Source organism: Okeania sp. SIO2F4, assembly GCF_010672385.1.
GTDB lineage: Bacteria > Cyanobacteriota > Cyanobacteriia > Cyanobacteriales > Microcoleaceae > Trichodesmium.
The window spans coordinates 1-21,137 of sequence record NZ_JAAHGT010000021.1 but is presented as its reverse complement, the minus strand read 5'-3'; the positions used below and the strand labels follow the sequence as shown (position 1 = coordinate 21,137).

Sequence of the window (21,137 nt, the reverse complement as noted above, 5' to 3'; positions counted from 1 at the left end):
TTAACTGGAGATATTCAGGATGCAATCAACCCGAACACCCATTTTTATACAGGAAGAGTCTCAAAAAAGCCTCAAGATTTTACGAGGTTTAACCGAGAAATATCGCTTAAAAGTTACCAATTCTGATAGCCAAGAATTAAATATTGTTCTTTGGATCAAAGCAAACGATTCTCGTTCAAAGCCGATAGAAAGATGGTGTACAATTATAGACGAGCGATCGTCGATTAATAATCGTCTCCGACTGAAACCAGAGGAGTCTCAATCAATTGAGATTCAATTTGAAGTTCCCCAGCAAGCGTCACCAGGAACTTACCACTACACCGTATTTGCTGAAGCACCCGAACAATATCCCGATCAAGTTTTTCGTCGTCCTCAACAACTTCGAGTTCGTTTAGAACGGGAAACAGAGTCAGACTATGAACCTGAATTTATCCTTCCTTCTACTAATCCAAATAAACCCCATGAACTTCAAGCTGGAGAAAAAGTAGAAATTCCAATTCAAATAAAAAATCGCTCTAAATTAGTGGATCGATTTTATATTATTTGTCCCGATCTAGACGAAGATTGGTATGATGTTCGTTATCCTGAAGTTAATACAAATCTACCCGGATTAATTCGCGAGACAGACGGACTTGAACTCAATCCAGAAGACCCCCCAGGAGAGATTCAGTTAATATTGCATCCACCTAAATATACTCCTGCTGGAAATTACTTTCCCACTATTCAACTTATTTCAAAAAATAATGAGTCTCAGCTTATTATTCGAGTCTTTTATTTATTAATTTTACCAGAATATAATTTGCAATGTACACTTCAACCAACTAAAAATAAAGTCAAAGAAGGTAAAGCTGATTTTGATATTAAATTAACTAACGAAGGGAATACGAGACGCGATCTGATTTTAGCGACAAACTTTATACAGCAAGAAAAGCTTTGGAATTATGTTCTCTCACCGCAGTCAGATGTGCGAATTTTTCCGAGTAAAAGTAAGACCATTAATTTACAAGTTGAACGGAAAGGTTGGCGATGGCGACGTTTAATTCCCAGACCACCTTTGGAACTTCCCTTTGATGTTGAGTTAGAGGATGTTCAAAACTTACCGTTAGAGGAACCCTCGCTAGAAGGAATTTTAGTTTGGGATAAAAGTCCTTGGTGGCATTTATGGCTATTGATTTTATTGGTATTAAGTCTTTTAGCGGGAACAGCATTAGCAATTTGGTGGAATTTCTTCAAAATGCCACCTCTACCTAAGATTAACCAGTTTAGCACAATTAATAAATTATCAAAATATCAAGAAGGTGTACCGATTAAAATTAATTGGGAAATTCGTCATCCTCAAGAGTTAGAAAAAATTGTTTTTACTAGGATTGATAGTCAAGGAAGTAGTGACTTGAAAAGCTATTTATTTGACAATGAAAAACTTAATTTACCAGAATTAGTTAATAAAAATCATGAATGTAAATTGATTGAAGATAGCCATAGTAATCTGTTTAAAAAAACTATTGATAAGCTATTTAGAAAGCCTTCATCAAATACTGAAAATGATAGCCAGAATCAAAAAGAATGCAAAATTGAAGCTCAGAACAAGAGTCAATGCGCTCTTGAGTGTACTCTGACTCTTACTCCTCTTCCTCCTGATAAATATATTTTTGAGATAGAAGCTTTTCCCAAATCTATCGATCAATTATTTAGAAAACGTTCATCAAAAAAGTCTTCTGATTCTAGTAAAACTGATACAATTGAAGTCACTCCTAAACCTCAACCTATATTATCTCAAATTAATAAGATAGCTTCTTCTAAATCAACTTATTCAAGAATTCAACAAGAAGAAATCATTCTGCAATTTGATATTACAAATCAGAGTCAATTAAATCAAATTGAAATTATTACTCAAGATGGCGATCGAGTTACCAGAGCTGCTTCTTATATTCTAAAAAATGGTCAAATTCAACCGAAAGATACCAAAAATCTTTGGGGTGACTTGGTTTGTGAGGTTGGAGATAAATCAGAAAATTTAAGTTGTAAGTGGAGCTTAAATACTGGCTTGATTGAACCTGGAAATTATACATTCAAAGTAGCAGTTTACTCTTTATCAAACCTGAAAGAAGCTTCAGATTCTCAAGCATTACAGAATACTATTGTTGTGCAGCCGGCACCTTTACCTGAAATTGAACAATTTACAGCATCAAAAGCGGTTTATGAAGAAGCCAAAAAAGAACCAATTATTCTGCAATTTGATATTAAAAATCGGAGTCAATTAACTCAATTTGAAATTATTACTCAGGATAGTAATCAAGTTACAAAAGCTGCTTCTTATTCTTATATTCAAGATTTAGAAAACGCTCAAATTCTGCAAAAAGATACCAGAAATCTTTTGGGTAAGTTAGATTGTAAAGTTGCAAATAACCCGGAAAATTTAAGCTGTCAGTGGAGCTTAAATACTAGCTTGATTGAACCCGGTAATCATACATTCAAAGTAGCGGTTTACTCTTTATCAAACCAGAAAGAACCCTCAGACTCTCAAGCATTACAGAATACTATCGTTGTTCAACCAGAACCTTTACCTGAAATTAAGCAATTTACAGTATCAAAAGAGGTTTATGAAGAAGCTCAAAAAGAGCCGATAAAATTAAATTGGGTAATTCAAAATCCTAACCAAATTAAATTATTCATTATCACAGCTCAAGATCAAAATGGTTCTAGTCAAGAGGTTCAAAGATATCAATATCCCAGTCAAGTTAGCTCATTTTGTTCAATTTCTCAAGCGGTTGACTATCTACTAATTTGTAGAGATGTGCCAATAAAAAACTTTCCCCCTGGAGAACATACATTTCAGCTTGAAGTTATTTCTAAAAAAGCAGAAGAAAATGTCAAATTTACCAAAATTTCACCCCCAGTTAAAGTAACGCCAACACCAATAAAGATTGAATTTAAAGTTAACGATCAATTGATTACTCAACCTGTTGTAAATTATCCACCTATTGCCATTAGTTCACCCGTATTTATTCAATTAGGATGGAAAGTAGAAGGTGGAGAAGGAATTCAAGTTGAATTACAACCTCTTGCTGATGTTGTAGAAAAGGAAGGTTCAATGACTTATATGATTAGCCAAGCTCCATTTTCTGAAACAATTACTTTGCAAGTTACTAATAGTTTAGGAGAACAAGAAAGTCGCTCTATTATGATTCAAACTTATCAGTCTAGTAGTTCGAGTGAGTCTAGTAGTCCGAGTCAATTTTCCTTTCCACAAACGGGAGAATTGGAAACACCTGAATCAGACGTTGTTCAACCTGTACCAACTCGACCTGGTTCTTTAGAACCCATAGAAATTCCGCCGAAATCAGATTAAATATGGGCATTCTATTCACTTATCAGTAGATATCTCCAATAATAAAACAGGACTTACGCATGGGTACTACATATAGCGCAAAAAACTATAACGTTTTAGTTTTTTAACTCTATATATATGGTCTATGCGTAAGTCCTAGAAAAAATAAAATCAATTATCCTACAGAAATTATCAATCCTCTCTCCCTGCTCTCTGCTCCCTGCTCCCTGTTTTCTGGAGATGTCTAGTTATCAGTACCTCTAGCTGTTTGCGCAGCATGACGGGGGTTGAGTAGCAATTGTGCAAAAAACCCCGTTAAGGTATTTACGATCGCTGTACCAATTAAACCTCTCTGAGAAAAGAAGTCTGAAACCCTTGATTTATGGTTCTAAATTTCTGTACCAAATAAACTACAGTTTAACTGGTACACCCATTCATATACAAAACTTCACAAATTCTGATGGCTATAACTAATTAATAGCAAGCATTTCAGCCTTAGCGTGGTTTTCTGTACGATTGCTACTTTTCCCCCATGACCTAGGAAAGCTTTGGGATTGACATCAGGAATATTTTTTCTTCTCTTGGTGGATTGGATATGGCAGAGCGCGGAGTGGCTCTGCACTCTTCGGGAGACCTCGCCATCCCATCCTACGGAAAGCTGCCTCTTGCCTCCTTCGGAGGAGCTACGCTAACAGAGGAGCTGCCTCTTGCAGAGGATCTCCGCTAACGCTAACGCAAACTACCGCTTTTTATCCCCTTAAAAGGGGAGGCTTTAAACTTTAATTATATCATTTCCGGTTGAATAGTTATAATTAAAGTTTGTAGTAGGGCAAGAGCCCGATACATACTTAGGGCTCTTGCCCTACTACAAACAAAAACTTTTTTTTATCACTGATTATTAGGTAATTTTAAAAATATAAAAATTTATTAAGCAAACCATTAAATTCAATTAAATGAATTACTTTTAATATACTTTAGCAAAATACAAACATAACAGATGAAATTAGTATTATCGTGGATTAGTATTATTAATGTTGGACTTGGGTTCTTTATTCAAATCACAGTTCCAGCGATGGGTGAATCGAAGCTGACAGAAAGCTCAGTCTCAAAAGCTCACCAGGATGCAGTTTCTCAGCTTCCAGACTTTGATTATAATGATGTGGAATTTTGGCAAGAACTCTGTACTACTCTCGAACAAGGTCAACAATATTCCGAAGCTGTAACGGCTTGTCAAAGGGTAATTGAACTAAAGCCGAAGCGAAAAAATTTAGAGACTTGGATGAGTTTAGGTAATTCATTACAACAGTTAAAACAGTATCCCCAAGCCTTAGTTTCCTATAATTATCTGTTGCAGCGAGAACCCAAATATTCTCAAGTTTTAGTGCATCAATGTCAAATATTTTTAGCATTAGAGCAATACGAAAAAGCGATTGATTCTTGTGAACAGGCAATTCAAATTGATGGAATTTGGGGTCGTAGTAGTCCTGCTGAAGCGTGGAAACATCGAGGAATTGCTTTGGGAAAATTGGGAAAATTAGAAGTAGCTGAACTGGAAGGGTTAGGAAAACAGGATGTGGCAAGAGCGCGTGAAATTAAACGTGTTGAAGATGTAATGGATTCTTACAGTCAAGCCTTAAAAATCACCCCTAATTCTTCCTTTTTTCTAACTAAAAAATGTGGTTTATTGATTGAACTAGAACGCTATACAGAAGCTCTTGAAAATTGTGAATTAGCGATCGCTGTGAACGAAAATTGGGAAACTACTACTCCAGCTCAAGCCTTAGAACATTTGCTGGTGGTGCGTCAAGAAGTAACTACATCCGATCCCCTTCTGGTTAGTAATCCAGTAAAAGAAGCAGAAGAAATAGTCAAACAACTTCAAAATTTAGTCCGTTTTTATGAAAAAATTTTAGCTGATAATCCTGAGAATGCCAAAGCTTGGACAAAACAAGGTATTGCTCTACAAACTTTGGGACAGACTGAGCGAGCTTTAACTTCCTATAGTCGCGCTGTTCAGGTTCAGCCTAACTATTCTCTCGCTTTGGTTAACCAGTGTGAAGTGCTTAATCAACTAGAACAATATGAACCCGCATTAAAGGCTTGTGAAGCAGCTCTGGAGGGCGATCGAGATTGGGGGGATACTCGTCCTGCCAAGGCTTGGAAGGAGAAAAGTACCGCTTCGGCTGGCTTAGAACGGTATAATGATGCTTTAGGCTCTGTAAACCGCGCTATTGCCTTGGAGGAAGACTACGCCGAAGCATGGAACAACCGAGGGGTGATATTATGGCATTTGGGTCAACTTCAGCAGGCACAACAACAGTATGAACTGGCGGAACTTAACTACAAGCAGGGGCTTCAGTCTACTCATCGAGCTGTTAAAATTAATCCTAGTTATGCTCGGGGTTGGTATAACCACGGTCGCATTCTCAGCGAGTACGGTCAGCTATTGAGTTTACAGCGACAGAATGGATATACAACTGAGAAAACCATGAATGTATTGGTATATAAAGCCTCAGTAGAAGCCTATCACCAGGCATTAGCAGGTAATTTTACACCCAATGATAATCTGTTCAAAGCCGGTATTTTGGCAAATCAGGCTGTTGTCTTATGGCGGTTGCGAGATCCTCAATTGTTGACACTTGCTCTAGAAGCAACTCAGGAAGCTGTTCAATTGAACCCCAAGTCTTTTGAGGGTTGGTATAACCGAGGGTTAATTTTACTTGAACTCAGGCAATATCAAGCTGCTTTGAATGCTTACATTCAAGCTGACGCTCTGAGTCCCGAAAACGTTGGTGTGATTACGGGAAAAGGAATTGCCCTCTCTCGGTTGGGTCGCTATCAGGATGCTTTGGCGAATTTTGAACAAGCATTGAAACTCAATCCTGAGTATAACATAGCTCGCAAAGAACGAGAAATTGTCTTACGAAATTTAATCAAAAAGAGCTAACAAAAATTGAGTTAAATTCTAGGACTTACGCAGTACAATGTATTTTCGTCATTGTGACCGATAGGGAAGCAATCTCAAATCCTAGTTTTTCGTACCTTATGCATAAGTCCTAATTACATTATTATGAACAGGAGTGATCGCTATGAGATTATCAGATTTAGTAAACATAGTAAAACTCAGAGGACGAGAAATTTTTACCTTTATTAACTATCCTGTTGATAGTATTCGTCGGGTTTTTGTGCGTCGAGCACAGCAAATGTATGAACGAGCGGAATTTGGAGAAAGCGAACGCAAGAATTCCCAAAAGCAAGATAGGCAAATTTTTCCACCTTTACCTAATTTTTCTCAAGATAAAAGCCAATTCGAATCTCCAAGTCAAGCTAGACTAAAACCCATAATTCCCGCAGAAACAGGAGGAGTAAAAACTTCCATTCAACCTACAAGTTTAGACCAACCCATTTTTAGGGAACGTTCTCGACGACGACGCAAAGACCAGAAAACTCAAAAAGTTCTCCTTCCAGATTATGAAATTCGAGATAACTTTGGTCGCAGGTATAAAATTGGTCAGTGTCTGAGTCATTCAGCTCAAACTCGTCAATATGAAGCCACTCCTACTGCACAGCAAAAGCAACAAGTATTGATTCAAGAATTTTTAACTCGAAGTTCATCCGATCGTTTACCTGAAGTTACCTATCAAAATGTAAAAGTTAAAGAATTTCGTTTACTACTTCCCATTGATATTGTTCAAGATTTTTATGAGGATAACGAACAAGATATCCGTTGGTATTTGATTCTTGAAAAAATTCCCAATAGTCTGACTTTAGGAGAATATCTCAATCAACGGCATGAACCTTTAACGCCAATTCAATTTAGTAAAATTCTGCAACAAATATTGCAAAGCTTGCAGTTCTTACACAACTGTTATGAAATTCGTTTTTTTGAAAATAACTCTAAAGGAATAGGTCATGGAAACCTCAATTTAGACAGTCTATTAGTTGTTACTTATGGTCAACAATTTGCTTCTAATGAAGAAGATGAAGAATTTAAAATTTATGTAAGTCGTCTAGCACTATGGGAACAATTAATAGATAATTTAGACTCAAAATTAGAAAATCAATATCTATCCAAAAAAGTCTTTGAAAAAGACCTTAAAGATTTAGGTAAAGTTAGCTATTTTTTATCTGGTGGAACCCAGGAATATCCAGCTCAAGATTTGGAATGGCATCAACATTGTCATCCTGAAATCAAAAATTTCACCGTACAATTATATTCGGGTTCTTTTCAGAGTGCAGCTCAAGCTCATCGAGAATTATTAAAATTACCTTTAGATTCTAAAGTAGATTCCTCCCAGAGTGTTTTTGATGATAATAAAGATGTTGAAACTTCTCAACGTTCTTGGATTATTCCGATTATTCTTATGTTGATAGCCTTAGTGGCTTTTGGTAGTTTTTTTGGGGGAGTATGGTATTTTTTCTCTCGTTTAAAAACACAAAAAATAGAGCCAAAGACTATTCCAGAAGAACCAAAAAGCAAGTCAATTAAACAAGTGAATATTCCCATAAATTTCAGCAATAAAAGAATTAGATATGCAGCGGATAAAAGATGGAATATTGCGTTAAAAACTCCCGTTGCTTATGGTAGAAGTCAACAGTTTTATAAGCATTTGAATATTCTCTCTCAAAATTCATTTAATTCACATTCTCCAGATTCATTTGATTTTAGCCATACCGAAAGCAACGAAGGGACAAAAGAAGCAAAAAAAGAACGTTTAGAAAATACAATTATATCTAATTTAGAAAAATATAAATTTATAGTAACTTCTCTCTTTGATGACGAAGTTCAGCTTTTAAAAAATAACAAACAGTTAGAAATACAAATTATTGCATACGATGGTTTATTCGCTTATGTAGCTTTCAGTGATGTTCAGCGAAAAGGAAATTTGCCTAAATTACTTTCTGGTAAAATTTCCCTCAAATCCCTCAAAAAACTCTACTCTAATCAATCCTTAACATTAAAAGAGTTAGGGATTTCTGATTCTGCTAATAATCAAGAAGCTGATTCTGTTAATAATCAAAAAAATGTCAAAAGAGGCCCTATTTGTTATAAAACTACAGAAGAAGTTTTTCTGGTGACTTCATTATTTGAAAACTTAGTTTTAAAAAATACCCAGGAAAGAAACAACTTTGTCAATCTTATTAATGAAGATAAAAAGACTTGCATAAAAACAGGATATAGTAAAGGTACTGCAAGGGCTTTAGCAGAATTTGAACAAGACGGTCAAGCTGTGATTGGGATTGATTTATTTAGTAAAGTATTTAATCAGTGTTCAGTCTATCCTTTAGCAATTGTTGGAGAAGGGAAACTTACAGCAGTTCAACCAATTATACATAACAATGGCAAACCAATCACACCAGCAACAGATTTATGTATGGACAAAGGAAGTTACAAACCAAACCCTAAGATATTTAAACAAGGAAATTATCCGTTAGGATATTCGATTGCTGTGATTTATTTAAAAGAAGGAAGTAAAGATTCACCAGGTCGAGTATTTTCTGATATAATGAAAACTAATGAAGGACAACATCTATTACATTCGGCTGGATTAATTCCCATTCAATTGTTAAAATAAAGTCAGGATAAACCTTAATCAAAATGTCAGAAAAAGATTTAGAAGGTAAATTAATTGAAAAGATAATTAAAGATCCAATTTTACTACGAAAACTCTGCGATAGAGTTTATAAGCTAATGGAAGAAGATATTCGTAATCAACAGGAACGTGTTTGTAACCATCGGAGGATTTTATAATGAAAAAAAATCGTCAAGAACCTTCAGCTTATGAACTAAATTATGTTACAGCGAATAAGTTTTATTTAGAAATTGATAGTCAAATTTCAGCCTGTTTTAGTGAATGTTCTGGCTTAGGCGTTAACATTAAGCGAGAAACTTTTCATGAAGGCGGTGTTAACGATCAACAAAGAATTATTTTAGGACCAGCGGAATTCACAGATGTCACATTAAAACGAGGAATAACTGATGATTTAACTTTCTTAAATTGGATTGAAAAAATTTTGCGAGACTCTCAAAAAATTCGTTTGAATGTTACTCTGCTTCTATTTAATCAAGCTGGAGAAACGATGCAGTCTTGGACACTAATTGGTTCAGTTCCAGTTAGTTGGAAAGTATCGCCTTTTCAAGCAGATTCTAATAATGTTGCTATAGAGGAATTAACTTTAGCTTATGAAGGTTTAACCATTTATAAAAAAGATACTTTAGAATCATACAAACGAGAATTCGAGCCAGCAAACCCACTTAATCGCAGTAGTTTAGGCTATTTTGCTAGTGATTTAGCAGATGTTGGCAGACAACACCTAAATCAAGCTAGTAGAACCCTTTCTAATGCTAGGAATTCATTGGGACAAGAAGTTAGAAATACGATGAACGATCTGGAAACTGAATACGATCAATTAAAACAACAAGGAATGGATTATGCTAAAGGAAAAGCTGCGCGTGAAATTGATAATTAAAAGCGAAAAGCATCAAGAGAACGAGATAATTTTAACCGCTTTTTATAAAGGCTTTTTATAAAATTTAATTAATTAAGAGGCTGATTAATTATGTCTACATCTTCCCTAGGTTTAAAAAAATCTTTGTGTTCCCCGGAAAACCTGGGACGAAAGCGGATGTTGAAAGTTCGATCGCCTCTGATTCAAGCTTCTCAATTAATGTTACCCCAAACTTTAGAAGAATCTGATAATTTTTTCACTTTTGCACAGGATTTTTCTCGTTCAAATTATCCTGAAAAACCAACTTCTATAACCAGTCAATTTATTGAAGACAATTTTGACTCAGAATCTTCTTCAGAAAATCAGATTAACCAGAGTATAGCTGAAATAAAAAAAGAAGAATTTCAAACACATCCTTTAGTAGAAAAAAACATCCAAAATAATCCGCTTTCGGAACTTCATCCTCGCTTCGGTAAACAAATTATTCAAACTCAGTCGCGCATTTTAACAACTGCTGCTGATAAAATGCTTTTTCCTCAGAGTCATCAACTCTCAGACGATAAATTAAAAAAAAATAAATCAGATAATTTACCTATTGTTCAAGCGAAATGGGAAGGCGATATTTATAAACCTGTTTCCGATCTTCCAGGTACAGAAAAAAATTTAGAAGAAACGAATATAGGTAATGATGAAAATCTTGAGGTTCAAGATTTAATTCCAGAGAAATATACTGACTTAGTTCCAGAAAATTCCACAGTAAAATTCCCAGGAACAGAACAAACCGCTTCCGATGAGACGGTTGAATCCCAAGAGTTAATCCCAGAGATACCTATTAATTTAATTCCCGGAACTTCAACTATTCCAGGTACACAAAAAAATTTAGAAGAAACGAATATAGGTAATGATGAAAATCTTGAACCTCCAGAGTTAATTCCAGAGAAATATACTGACTTAGTTCCAGAAAATTTCACAGTAAAATTCCCAGGAACACCAAAAACCGCTTCAGGTGAGACGGTTGAATCCCAAGAGTTAATCCCAGAGATACCTATTAATTTAATTCCCGGAACTTCAACTATTCCAGGTTCTCAAAAAAATTTAGAAGAAACGAATATAGGTAATGATGAAAATATTGAACCTCAAGATTTAATTCCAGAGAAATATACTGACTTAGTTCCAGAAAATTTCACAGTAAAATTCCCAGGAACACCAAAAACCGCTTCAGATGAAAATATTGAAAATCAAGAGTTAATCCCAGAGATACCTATTAATTTAATTCCCGGAACTTCAACTATTCCAGGTTCTCAAAAAAATTTAGAAGAAACGAATATAGGTAATGATGAAAATATTGAACCTCAAGATTTAATTCCAGAGAAATATACTGACTTAGTTCCAGAAAATTTCACAGTAAAATTCCCAGGAACACCAAAAACCGCTTCCGATGAGACTGTTGAATCCCAAGAGTTAATTCCAGAGATACCTATTAATTTAATTCCCGGAACTTCAACTATTCCAGGTACACAAAAAAATTTAGAAGAAACGAATATAGGTAATGATGAAAATATTGAACCTCAAGATTTAATTCCAGAGAAATATACTGACTTAGTTCCAGAAAATTTCACAGTAAAATTCCCAGAAACACCAAAAACCGCTTCAGATGAAAATATTGAAAATCAAGAGTTAATCCCAGAGATACCTATTAATTTAATTCCCGGAACTTCAACTATTCCAGGTTCTCAAAAAAATTTAGAAGAAACGAATATAGGTAATGATGAAAATATTGAACCTCAAGAGTTAATTCCAGAGAAATATACTGACTTAGTTCCAGAAAATTTCACAGTAAAATTCTCAGGAACACAAAAAACCGCTTCCGATGAAAATATTGAAAATCAAGAGTTAATCCCAGAAAAAGCTATTGATTTAGTTCAAGAAAAATCAACAGTTCAATCACCAGAAATAGAAAAAACAGCTTCAGATGAAACTATTGAGACTCAACAGTTAATACAAGAACGATCTATTGACTTAGTTCAAGAAAATTTGACAGTTCAATCACCAGAAAGAAGACCCAAAGTTTTAGATGAAACTGTTAAAAATCAAGAGTTAACCCCAAAATCTACTGACTTAGTTCAAGAAAAATCAACAGTTCAATCACCAGAAACAGAAAAAACAGCTTCAGATGAGACTATTGAACCCCAACAGTTAATAGAAAAACAACCTATTAATTTAGTTCCGAAAACTTCAACCATTCCTGCTTCTGAAAAAATTGTAGAAGAAACAAATATAGCTTCAGACGAAACTGTTAAACCTCAACAGTTAATCCCAGAGCAATCTAGTGACTTAGTTCAAGAAAAATCCACAGTTCAATCACCAGAAATAACATCAAAAGTTTCAGGCGAAACTCTTGAAAATCAAGAGTTAATTCCAGATAAATCTAGTGACTTAGTTGAAGAAAATTCGACATTTAAATCACCAGAAACTACGCCAAAAGCTTCAGATGAAACTCTTTACATTCAAGAATTATTCCCAGAATTACCTATTGATTTACTTCAAGAAAAATCTCTAGTTCAATCCCTAGAAACAACACCCAAAGTTTCAGATGAAATTATTGAAACCCAAGAGTTAATTCCAGAAGAAAATATGGATTTAATTCAAGAAAAATTCATAGATAAATCACCAGAAATCACACCCAAAGCTTCAGATGAAACTGTTGAAACCCAAGAGTTAATCCCAGAACAACCTACTGATTTATTTCAAGGAACATCCACAGTAAAATTCCCAGAAATCACACCCAAAGTTTCAGATGAAACTGTTAAAACCCAAGAGTTAATCCCAGAAGAAAGTATAGATTTAATTCAAGAAAAATTCATAGCTCAATCGCCAGGAACAGCTCCAAAAGTTTTAGATAAAACTATTGAACCTCAAGAGTTAATCCCAGAATCACCTATTGATTCACTTCAAGAAAAATCTATAGCTCAATTGCCAGAAACAACCCCCAAGACTTCAGATAAAATTGTTGAAACCCAAGAATTAATTCCAGAAGAAAATATGGATTTACTTCAAGAAAAATTCATAGCTAAATCGCCAGAAACAGCTCCAAAAGTTTTAGATGAAACTACTGAAAATAAACAGTTAATCCCAGAGCTACCTATTGATTTAGTTCAAGAAAAATCCATAGTTAAAATCCCAGAAATTACCCCCAAAGCTTTAGATGAAACTATTGAAGCCCAAGAGTTAATCCCAGAGATACCTATTGATTTAGTTCAAGAAAAATCTACAGTAAAATCACCAGAAATAGAAAAAAAAGCTTCAGATGAAACTATTGAAACCCAACAATTAATACAAGAAAAACCTATTAATTTAGTTCCTAAAATTTCAACTGTTCCTGCTTATGAAAAAAATTTAGAAGAAACGAATATAGCTTTAGATGAAATTATTGAAACCCAAGAGTTAATCCCAGAAGAAAATATGGATTCACTTCAAGAAAAATCCATAGCTCAATCGCCAGAAACAACTCCAAAACTTTTAGATAAAATTATTGAAACTCAACAGTTAATCCCAGAATTACCTATGGATTCACTTCAAGAAAAATCCATAGTAAAATCACCAGAAATAAGCCCCAAAGCTTTAGATGAAACTATTGGAATCCAACAGTTAACACAAGAAAAAACTATTGATTTATTTCAACAAAAATCAACAGTTAAATTACCAGAAAAAGCCCAAACTACTACAGAATATTTACCTTTATTACAATCAGAAGTTACTGATACTATTCCTCAAGAAACAACAGAAAATCAAGTCTCTCAAATTCAACCTCGCTTAAATCCTGAAAATTTAACTAACCTAAATCGTATTCAATCTCATTCTCCTTTAGCTCAACAATCAGATTTTATTCAATCCCAACTAATGAGTGAATTTTTTGAGAGTTTATCAAATTCTGAAACATCAACTGACATAGGTTCTTTTCAACCTTCTAAAAACCAAGCAAATTCTCAAATTAAAGAAGTTTGGTCGAATCAATTTAAACTAATAGATGAAAGTGTTCCAGTAATAGATAACATACAAGAATCCTGGTCAAATATAACAGAAATTCTGGATTACGATCGCTTTAATCCATCATCTAATTCTCAGTTGCCTCTGGAAACTTCTGAATTAATTACAATAGGAAAAGAACAATCTCTTCCCGAACTTCCAACATCTATTTCAAGTTCTTCAGCAAAAGTGGAAAAAGTGATTGGAGAAGATAGAGAAATTACTGTAATTGATGAGGAACAGTTGGAAATGTTGGCGCGAAAAGTTTATAATTTATTAAGACAACAACTTGAATTAGAACGAGAACGTCATGACTTCAAAACAGGTGGCTCTTTGCCGTGGTTCGATACTATTAGTCAAACCGCTCCTATCAAAACACCAGGGTTGTCTTCAAGTCTAAATCGTCCTGGACAACTTCGATCGCAAACTGGAGCAACAGTTTCTTTAGTTAATTATAAATTACAAACTCTTACTCGAAAAATTTATCAATTATTACAATTAAAAATAGAGATAGAAAGAGAACGTTTAGGACCTTACTATAGAGGTAATATACCTTGGTAAATATATTAGGACTTACGCAGTACAACGTATTTTCGTCATTGCGACCGACAGGGAAGCAATCTCAAATCCTAGTTTTTCCTACCTCATGCGTAAGTCCTGTATATATTATAATTAAATTTTTTAAGGAGAATATTATGGCACAACTTGTTAAAGCTATTTTAAAATGTCAGGATAATGCGCCGGATATTATATTTATGTTTAATCCCAAAGAATTAGTATTTGAAAGAGTCGTCCAAATTGCAGATAATCCTGGTTCAAGAGATAATAATACTGGAGTTCCTAAAGTTAGCTTTTCTCATACTAAACCCTACCAAGTAACAATTAATAATATTTTATTTGATACTTATGAATCTGGATTGAATGTTGTGACAACTTTTATCGATCCGTTTCGGAAAGCTGTAGAATTTGCCCAGGGAAAAGAATCTCCACCTATTTATAAGTTTATTTGGGGAGACCAAATTTATCTTCGGAGTTGTTTTATTGAACGACTCAATTATAAGTTGACAATGTTTCTGAGTGATGGAACACCTGTTAGAGCTGTAATTGATAGTTTAATACTTAAAGAAACAGAGCATAGTAAACCTTCAAAATCACTTGGTTATGATGGTACAAAAAATCAAGTTTCTGATACCCTTTCTCAAGTTCGTCGTGAAATTGATAGTTTAGATAACCGCAAAAAAACTAGAAATAATCGTAAACTTCCCACAGGAATTAATCCTGATAGAAATAGGATAAATAATTATTTTTAATATTAGTTTTGTTGCAAAAACAAGAATAATTAGTGTTAATTAAAACTTTATTTTTTGACTCCTTTTTCTATTCTGCTTAATGAATTATCAATACTTTAGCTAGCTTCTATCTTGGTAATTGCTTCGAGGGGCGAGAGGTTTTCAGAGAGAACAGCTTGAATTCCTGGTAAATATTCGTCCATCATCATCACATTGGCGTAAACCATCTGTTTGATTAATGCAAAACTCAGTCTATCCCCTTGTACGTCAATTCCAGTTTTGTAGCGAATTTCTCCATCTGTGAAATCAAATTCAAAGTTTCCTATAATCATGTCATAGTTGGCACGGGTGATGAATTCTCCAATCGCCTGTCGTTTATTTTCTGGTGTATTAACCGAACAAACAGAATAGAAAACGAACTGTTGTTGTGGTTCCCTAACTTTGGCGTAACAGTCCCAAGTACCATTTTTTCCTTGAAAGGCCAAACGTAAAGCAAAATCACCTTGAATTTTAGTAAATGGCCAGTCATCTTCGGTAAAAAAGTTGAGAACTGTCTGAAACATAGAAGGATTTGGAGAAGATTTTAAGGTAAGTTCTTGAAAAAAGTTAGAAATTTTTCCGACGGTTTCATCGGCAAATTCTTGCATCGCACTATCCAAACTTCCACCAAGGACATCAGTAAAAAAGCGGGTGATATTTTCAGATAATTCTTCACTGGAAATAGAATTACGATTTAAAGTCTGAGGATTGACATAAGACCAAAACGTGCGGTAGCCTATTTCTCCTGAATTTTGATGTTGTACCACAGACAAGGCCAACCAATTTTCAGTTTCTAACAAAGTGTAAGGATGGTCAGTCTCAGGGAGTGTATAGCTGTCTGGTGAGGATGCTTGCTTTTGACTGAGGTTAGAAATATAAAAAGCCGCTTCTTCGGCGTTGATCGCCTGTTGTAGAAGCAGAGGAAGTAAATCAGGTTTGAGAGTGGCTTCAATATGGATATCGAGTTGAGGTTGGAAGTGGCCATTAGTTAACATAGTCCGAACTTCAGGCTTGAGGTTGAACAGTGCTTCAGTGTCAATACTATGGTAGAGTTCAGGAGTAACCCCAAAAGTCAGGCGACACTCGATGATTTCCTCATCCTGTTGAATTAGGGTAACAGTTGCGGTCTGAAGATAAACGGGGGAGTTAGAATTAGGCCAAAGTTGGAAGTGATCGAGGGAAGCAACAGACTGAATTAGCGTACCCATGATAGTTTAGTATTGAATAACCTATGAAGATTCGCGATCGCAATAACTAAAGTATCTCAAAAATGTGGAATACTGTGAAATATTTTCATTGTTCTAGCCGTTGAAAGTCTGATTGATTAAAGTCTGGAAAAAGCTGTGGAATAATTTCTCGAAAGTTTCTTTCTTCTCTGGACATAGTTGCAGAAGGGTCAATGTCTTCAGGGCCAGCAATAGCTAGTTGCCAATACCAAAAACCACGAGATTTAAGTAACAGTTGAAGATAGCCCTCGAAATCTACACCTAATGGTCTAATTCTTCGACCCCGATAGTAATAATAGATTTCGGGATTATCTGAGCCATCTAAATAAAGTCCTGCACAAGCATTGCCAATAAAATAGTCTATGGGATGTAATGCTTTACAAGGATCATTTTCATCAAAATAAATATTATCTTTCCAATCCCTAAATACTTCCTGAATTGGCAATAAATCAATCAATCCAGCGATTAATCCTCCTTCCGGAACTTCCTTTTTCCCTAGCTTTTCCCATTCAATAGTGATACCATTTGCTTCACTATAAAAATCAATCATTGCCGAGGTAAGGTTAAATTTGCTTTGCGCTTCATTTAATTCCTCTTTTGTTGCTGGAGGATTAAAATTATATAGATAAACATCAATAGCAGAGTTATTTTTAAGACTAGCTACCATTGAATGAAATTGCTATATATAACTTGTATTTTTCATAAGTTTTACTCACTGTTATATTGAATTATCTTCATTTGTGAAAAAATTATTGGTTTCTGTGTTTCTGAATCATCCATCACATCAACCAACAACCTGATCAAATAAACCTTTATCCATACTACACCCATTACATTCGCCGGTGGGATCGAGCATATTTTCAATTTCATTATCAGGTGGATTAACATTCTTAGGTATATCTAGTTCGTTTTCATTATTAGGTGTATCTAGTTCGTTTTCATTATTAGGTGTATCTAGTTCGTTTTCATTATTAGGTGTATCTAGTTCGTTTTCATTGTTAGGTGTATCTAGTTCGTTTTCATTATTAGGTGTATCTAGTTCGTTTTCATTATTAGGTGTATCTAGTTCGTTTTCATTATTAGGTGTATCTAGTTCGTTTTCATTATTAGGTGTATCTAGTTCGTTTTCATTATTAGGTGTATCTAGTTCGTTTATACATTCTTCATTTGACAATGATCTTGCTTGACCTAGAGAATTTTGAGCATAACAACCATTATTTCCTGAACTACTAATATTCAATCTTGACTCAATCCTTCTTCCATGGATCTGAGTACCATCCCATACCTCCCTTCCATCAGTATCCAATTTATATGCATAACAAATAAAATCAGCATTAATCACGTTGTTAGTGATATCTCCCTGAGCGAGATAAACTTCTTTTTCATCAACTTCTACTATGTAATGAACCCAAGAATTTTCTGTATCAACCCATCTTTTTACATGTTTTTCTACTTGATTAAGATGCCGTGCATTTGCTGTAGCAGTGATGGGATAAAGATTTTCGTTGTATCCGTTTCCTCCAAGGTGATGATTAAGAAGATGACCTCTTATATAACGCTTGTCACCATCCATGTTTTGATCTGTCGGTAAATAAGCAGTTAGTAATCCGAGATCCTGTGGCCCACTTCCTATTATGTGATAAGGCCCTATTCTCCCTTCCATTTTCTTTCCAACTTCCTGGTCTCCCTCAGGAGTGTTGATCCAACCCGGTGTATATTCCACAGGCTGGGGTGGTAGACCAAAAAGTATATTTAAATCAACTATGATTCGATTTGGTGTCAAGTCAAGTCGGTCCAGAGGATTAATTTCTATGACCAAGGCAGAATCAGGCGTGAGTAGGTTTTCCCACCTAATATCCTTGAGTTGAAATTCTTCTTTAACAGCAGGAAAATGCTTTTCGACTTCTGTTGTCTTTTTAGATTTGTCAAGAATTTCTTGTAATTTGTTCTTAGCAGATTCTAAATCTTCCTCTTTCTCCTCTTCAGATCGATCATTTTCTTCCTCCTGTTCTTCCATTTCATTTTGAGAATTCTCATGATCCCCATGACCATCTGCACCACCACCACCAACACCCACAGCACCACCACCACCACCACCACCACCACCAACACCAACACCAACACCAACACCAACACCAACACCAACACCAACACCAACACCAACACCAACACCAACACCAACACCAACACCAACACCACCACCACCACCACCACCACCACCACCACCGCTACCACCATCATCAGTTTCTTCGCTTTCTGGTGTTTCTTCGCTTTCTGGTGTTTCTTCGCTTTCTGGTGTTTCTTCGCTTTCTGGTGTTTCTTCGCTTTCTGGTGTTTCTTCGCTTTCTGGTGTTTCTTCGTTTTGTGTTGTTTCTTCGTTTTGTGTTGTTTCTTCGTTTTGTGTTGTTTCTTCGTTTTGTGTTGTTTCTTCGTTTTGTGTTGTTTCTTCGTTTTGTGGTGTTTCTTCGTTTTGTGTTGTTTCTTCGTTTTGTGTTGTTTCTTCGTTTTCTGGTGTTTCTTCGCTTTCTGGTGTTTCTTCGTTTAATAAACTTAGGAATGCTGAGAAGAATTGGTAGAAATCTTGTATTTCTTCCTCCGTCAAGGGAGTCATGCTCGGCTTCGTTTGGACTTTGTTGGCTTTGGAGGACTTTTGAACGTTTGATTTTGAGGTTTTCCCTCCCGTCTGCTGAATTGTATGGGTCAACTCATGGGCCAACAACTCCTTCCCACTACTCGACCCCGGATTAAACTTCCCTGAATTAAAGTAAACATCATTCCCATGAGTAAACGCCTGTGCCCCCAACTCCTTATTCATCTGCACCGCCTGGGAGCCCGTATGTACCCGCACATTACCAAAGTCCGCCCCAAACCGCGACTCCATAAAGTTGCGCGTTTCATCCGGTAGAGGACTTCCCTGACCCTGCTGACTAGCTAAACGACTTTCCAGACCGGGTTTGTTTGAAGATTGGCCTTCCTTATTTTGAACAACAGACTGTGGCTCACCAGTCAATTGTCCATGACCAACAGAGGTAACAGAATCGGCCAGCGATCGCATCTGAACTTCAGATTCCTCTTGCTTGGGAGCTAATTCAGTTTTCTGAGATATTTTCTGCTCTGTCTCTGGCATGGCCATAACTTTAGCCGCCACTTTGTCCGCTTCTTGTTCGTATTTGTCCCCCGGTTTCCCGACCGTTAGCTTAGTCTGTAACTTATTCTGGAGCTTAGTCTGAAAAGATTTTGGCCGAACCGACTGAGTTTTGGCTGGAGGTGCTTTAAGAATATCCTCGTCCTCACGGGCTTTCTGTTTCTGAATAGCGCGATTAATCCGACGCTGAAGTTGCGTTTCCTCCTGTTGTTTTTCAAGTTCCTGATGTTGAACAGCATGATTAATTTGCTGTTGCAAATGACCTTGGTCTCGATCTTTATTGAGTTTTTGCCTTTGAATAGAGCGATCGATGCGAGTTTGTAGCTGGGCATCCTTGTTCTGTTCGTCCAGTTTCTGCTGTTGAATTGCTTGATTAACCTTTTGTTGCAGTTCAACCTCTTCTTCTTGCTGTGACGGCTGAGATTGAACATTCAGTTCCTGTTTTTCCTCAAGTTTTGTCTCTTCTTCTAACGTTTCAGTTGGCTCTGCCTTTGTCTGAACTGGAGTTGAATCTTCTTCTTCTAAATCTTCCGGTTGAGAGTCTGCTTTTGCTTGAAGGTCTTCTGGCTTCTCCTTGTCTAGATCATCTTGGGCTTGAACAGTTGAGTTAAGTTTAGGCTGAATATCTTCTGGCTTCTTCTCTAAATCTTCGGGTTCAGATTCTGCTGTAGCCTGAACTGGAGGAATATCTTCTTCTTTTTCTAAATCTTCCGGTTGAGGTTCTGTTTTTGCTTGAATATCTTCAGGTTTCTTTTTCTCTTGTTCCTCTGGCATCGCCTCCCGTTGAACTGAAGACTCCTGACGCATCTGGATATCTTCCTTATCCCGATCCAAGCCCTGATATTCAGCCATTTGAACTTTCATCATCCGTTGTAGCGGTGTATAGGCTCGTGCAGCTCTTTGCCTAATCAATGTTTGGAGGTCAGGCTGTTCTGGCTTTCGTTGAACAGACTCATTGGCCTTCATCTGGAGGCTTTCTTCTTCTGTCTCTGAGGCTTGTCTTTGAACTGTTTGAAGTTGAGCTGAAGTGCCATATAGATGAGGATTTGCAGCTTGGTATCGTGCCGCCCGTTCTCGCATCGTTTGTATATCTTGGGGCTGTGGCTGACTTCTAGGAGTTGCTAAAAAAGGACGACCAGCAAATGGACTTCTTTGTCCAGCATGGGTGTTGGTATCAAGTCCACCTATTTTCTTAGGCTTGACAAAATCATGAGTCATGGTTGATACGTCGCGATTAAGCTGCAATAGTTATCTGTACTATACCATAATTCAACCCAATTGCCACATAATATTTACAAAAGTTAGTTGAATTCACTTCACTACTATGGTTAATTTAAAATAAATACGACTTACGCAGTACAATGTATTTCCGTCATTGCGACCGACAGGGAAGCAATCTCAAATCCTAGTTTTTCGTACCTCATGCGTAAGTCCTGATAAATTTTTTCACTCCTGCTTTTGGCGTCCTTATGAACTCTCAAGAACCTTTCAAATAGTCGATATTAGACATCTCCAATAATAAAAAAGAAAATTAATTATCGTACAGAAATCATCAATTATTTCTCCCTACTCCCTCTTTTATGGAGATGCGTTACATTTCATTAACACACCCTACTGGACTGACACTTTTGCAA

Annotated in this window: 10 protein-coding genes; 7 read left to right on the top strand and 3 right to left on the bottom strand. The window is 36.0% G+C overall.

Annotated elements, in window-relative coordinates:
• Window positions 1–19 precede the first annotated feature (19 nt).
• The 7 genes from F6K22_RS02060 (at window position 20) to F6K22_RS02030 (ending at window position 15,114) form a co-directional block, all read left to right on the top strand.
• The gene (locus F6K22_RS02060; protein WP_293092724.1) at window positions 20–3,349 is read left to right on the top strand and encodes a COG1470 family protein; all 3,330 of its coding nucleotides are present in this window, start codon (window positions 20–22) and stop codon (window positions 3,347–3,349) included.
• Window positions 3,350–4,325: 976 nt separating this feature from the next.
• The gene (locus tag F6K22_RS02055; protein ID WP_293092722.1) at window positions 4,326–6,275 is read left to right on the top strand and encodes a tetratricopeptide repeat protein; all 1,950 of its coding nucleotides are present in this window, start codon (window positions 4,326–4,328) and stop codon (window positions 6,273–6,275) included.
• A 142-nt stretch (window positions 6,276–6,417) separates the two neighbouring features.
• Window positions 6,418–8,904 (top strand): protein kinase family protein, encoded by a 2,487-nt coding sequence (locus F6K22_RS02050; RefSeq protein WP_293092720.1) that lies wholly within the window; start codon window positions 6,418–6,420, stop codon window positions 8,902–8,904.
• 23 nt (window positions 8,905–8,927) lie between these two features.
• Window positions 8,928–9,080 (top strand): hypothetical protein, encoded by a 153-nt coding sequence (locus F6K22_RS02045; RefSeq protein WP_293092718.1) that lies wholly within the window; start codon window positions 8,928–8,930, stop codon window positions 9,078–9,080.
• A complete protein-coding gene (locus F6K22_RS02040) occupies window positions 9,080–9,799 on the top strand; it encodes a phage tail protein (protein ID WP_293092716.1) in 720 nt (239 codons plus the stop codon). The genes F6K22_RS02045 and F6K22_RS02040 overlap by 1 nt, the downstream gene beginning before the upstream one ends.
• Before the next feature lie 90 nt (window positions 9,800–9,889).
• On the top strand, window positions 9,890–14,365 hold the full coding sequence (locus tag F6K22_RS02035; RefSeq protein ID WP_293092714.1) for a hypothetical protein: 4,476 nt from the start codon (window positions 9,890–9,892) through the stop codon (window positions 14,363–14,365).
• A 134-nt stretch (window positions 14,366–14,499) separates the two neighbouring features.
• Window positions 14,500–15,114 carry a CIS tube protein gene (locus tag F6K22_RS02030; RefSeq protein ID WP_293092712.1) on the top strand — a complete coding sequence of 205 codons (615 nt, stop codon included), beginning with the start codon at window positions 14,500–14,502 and terminating at the stop codon, window positions 15,112–15,114.
• Between the two features lie 95 nt (window positions 15,115–15,209).
• On the opposite strand, the gene F6K22_RS02025 is transcribed toward F6K22_RS02030, so the two are convergent.
• The 3 genes from F6K22_RS02025 to F6K22_RS02015 all read right to left on the bottom strand — a co-directional run bounded on the left by F6K22_RS02025 (window position 15,210) and on the right by F6K22_RS02015 (window position 20,721).
• Window positions 15,210–16,340 (bottom strand): type III secretion system chaperone family protein, encoded by a 1,131-nt coding sequence (locus F6K22_RS02025; protein ID WP_293092710.1) that lies wholly within the window; start codon window positions 16,338–16,340, stop codon window positions 15,210–15,212.
• 85 nt (window positions 16,341–16,425) lie between these two features.
• Window positions 16,426–17,025 carry an SMI1/KNR4 family protein gene (locus F6K22_RS02020; protein ID WP_293092708.1) on the bottom strand — a complete coding sequence of 200 codons (600 nt, stop codon included), beginning with the start codon at window positions 17,023–17,025 and terminating at the stop codon, window positions 16,426–16,428.
• 117 nt (window positions 17,026–17,142) lie between these two features.
• Window positions 17,143–20,721, bottom strand: a complete 3,579-nt coding sequence (locus tag F6K22_RS02015; RefSeq protein ID WP_293092706.1) for an eCIS core domain-containing protein — start codon at window positions 20,719–20,721, stop codon at window positions 17,143–17,145.
• Window positions 20,722–21,137 lie beyond the last annotated feature (416 nt).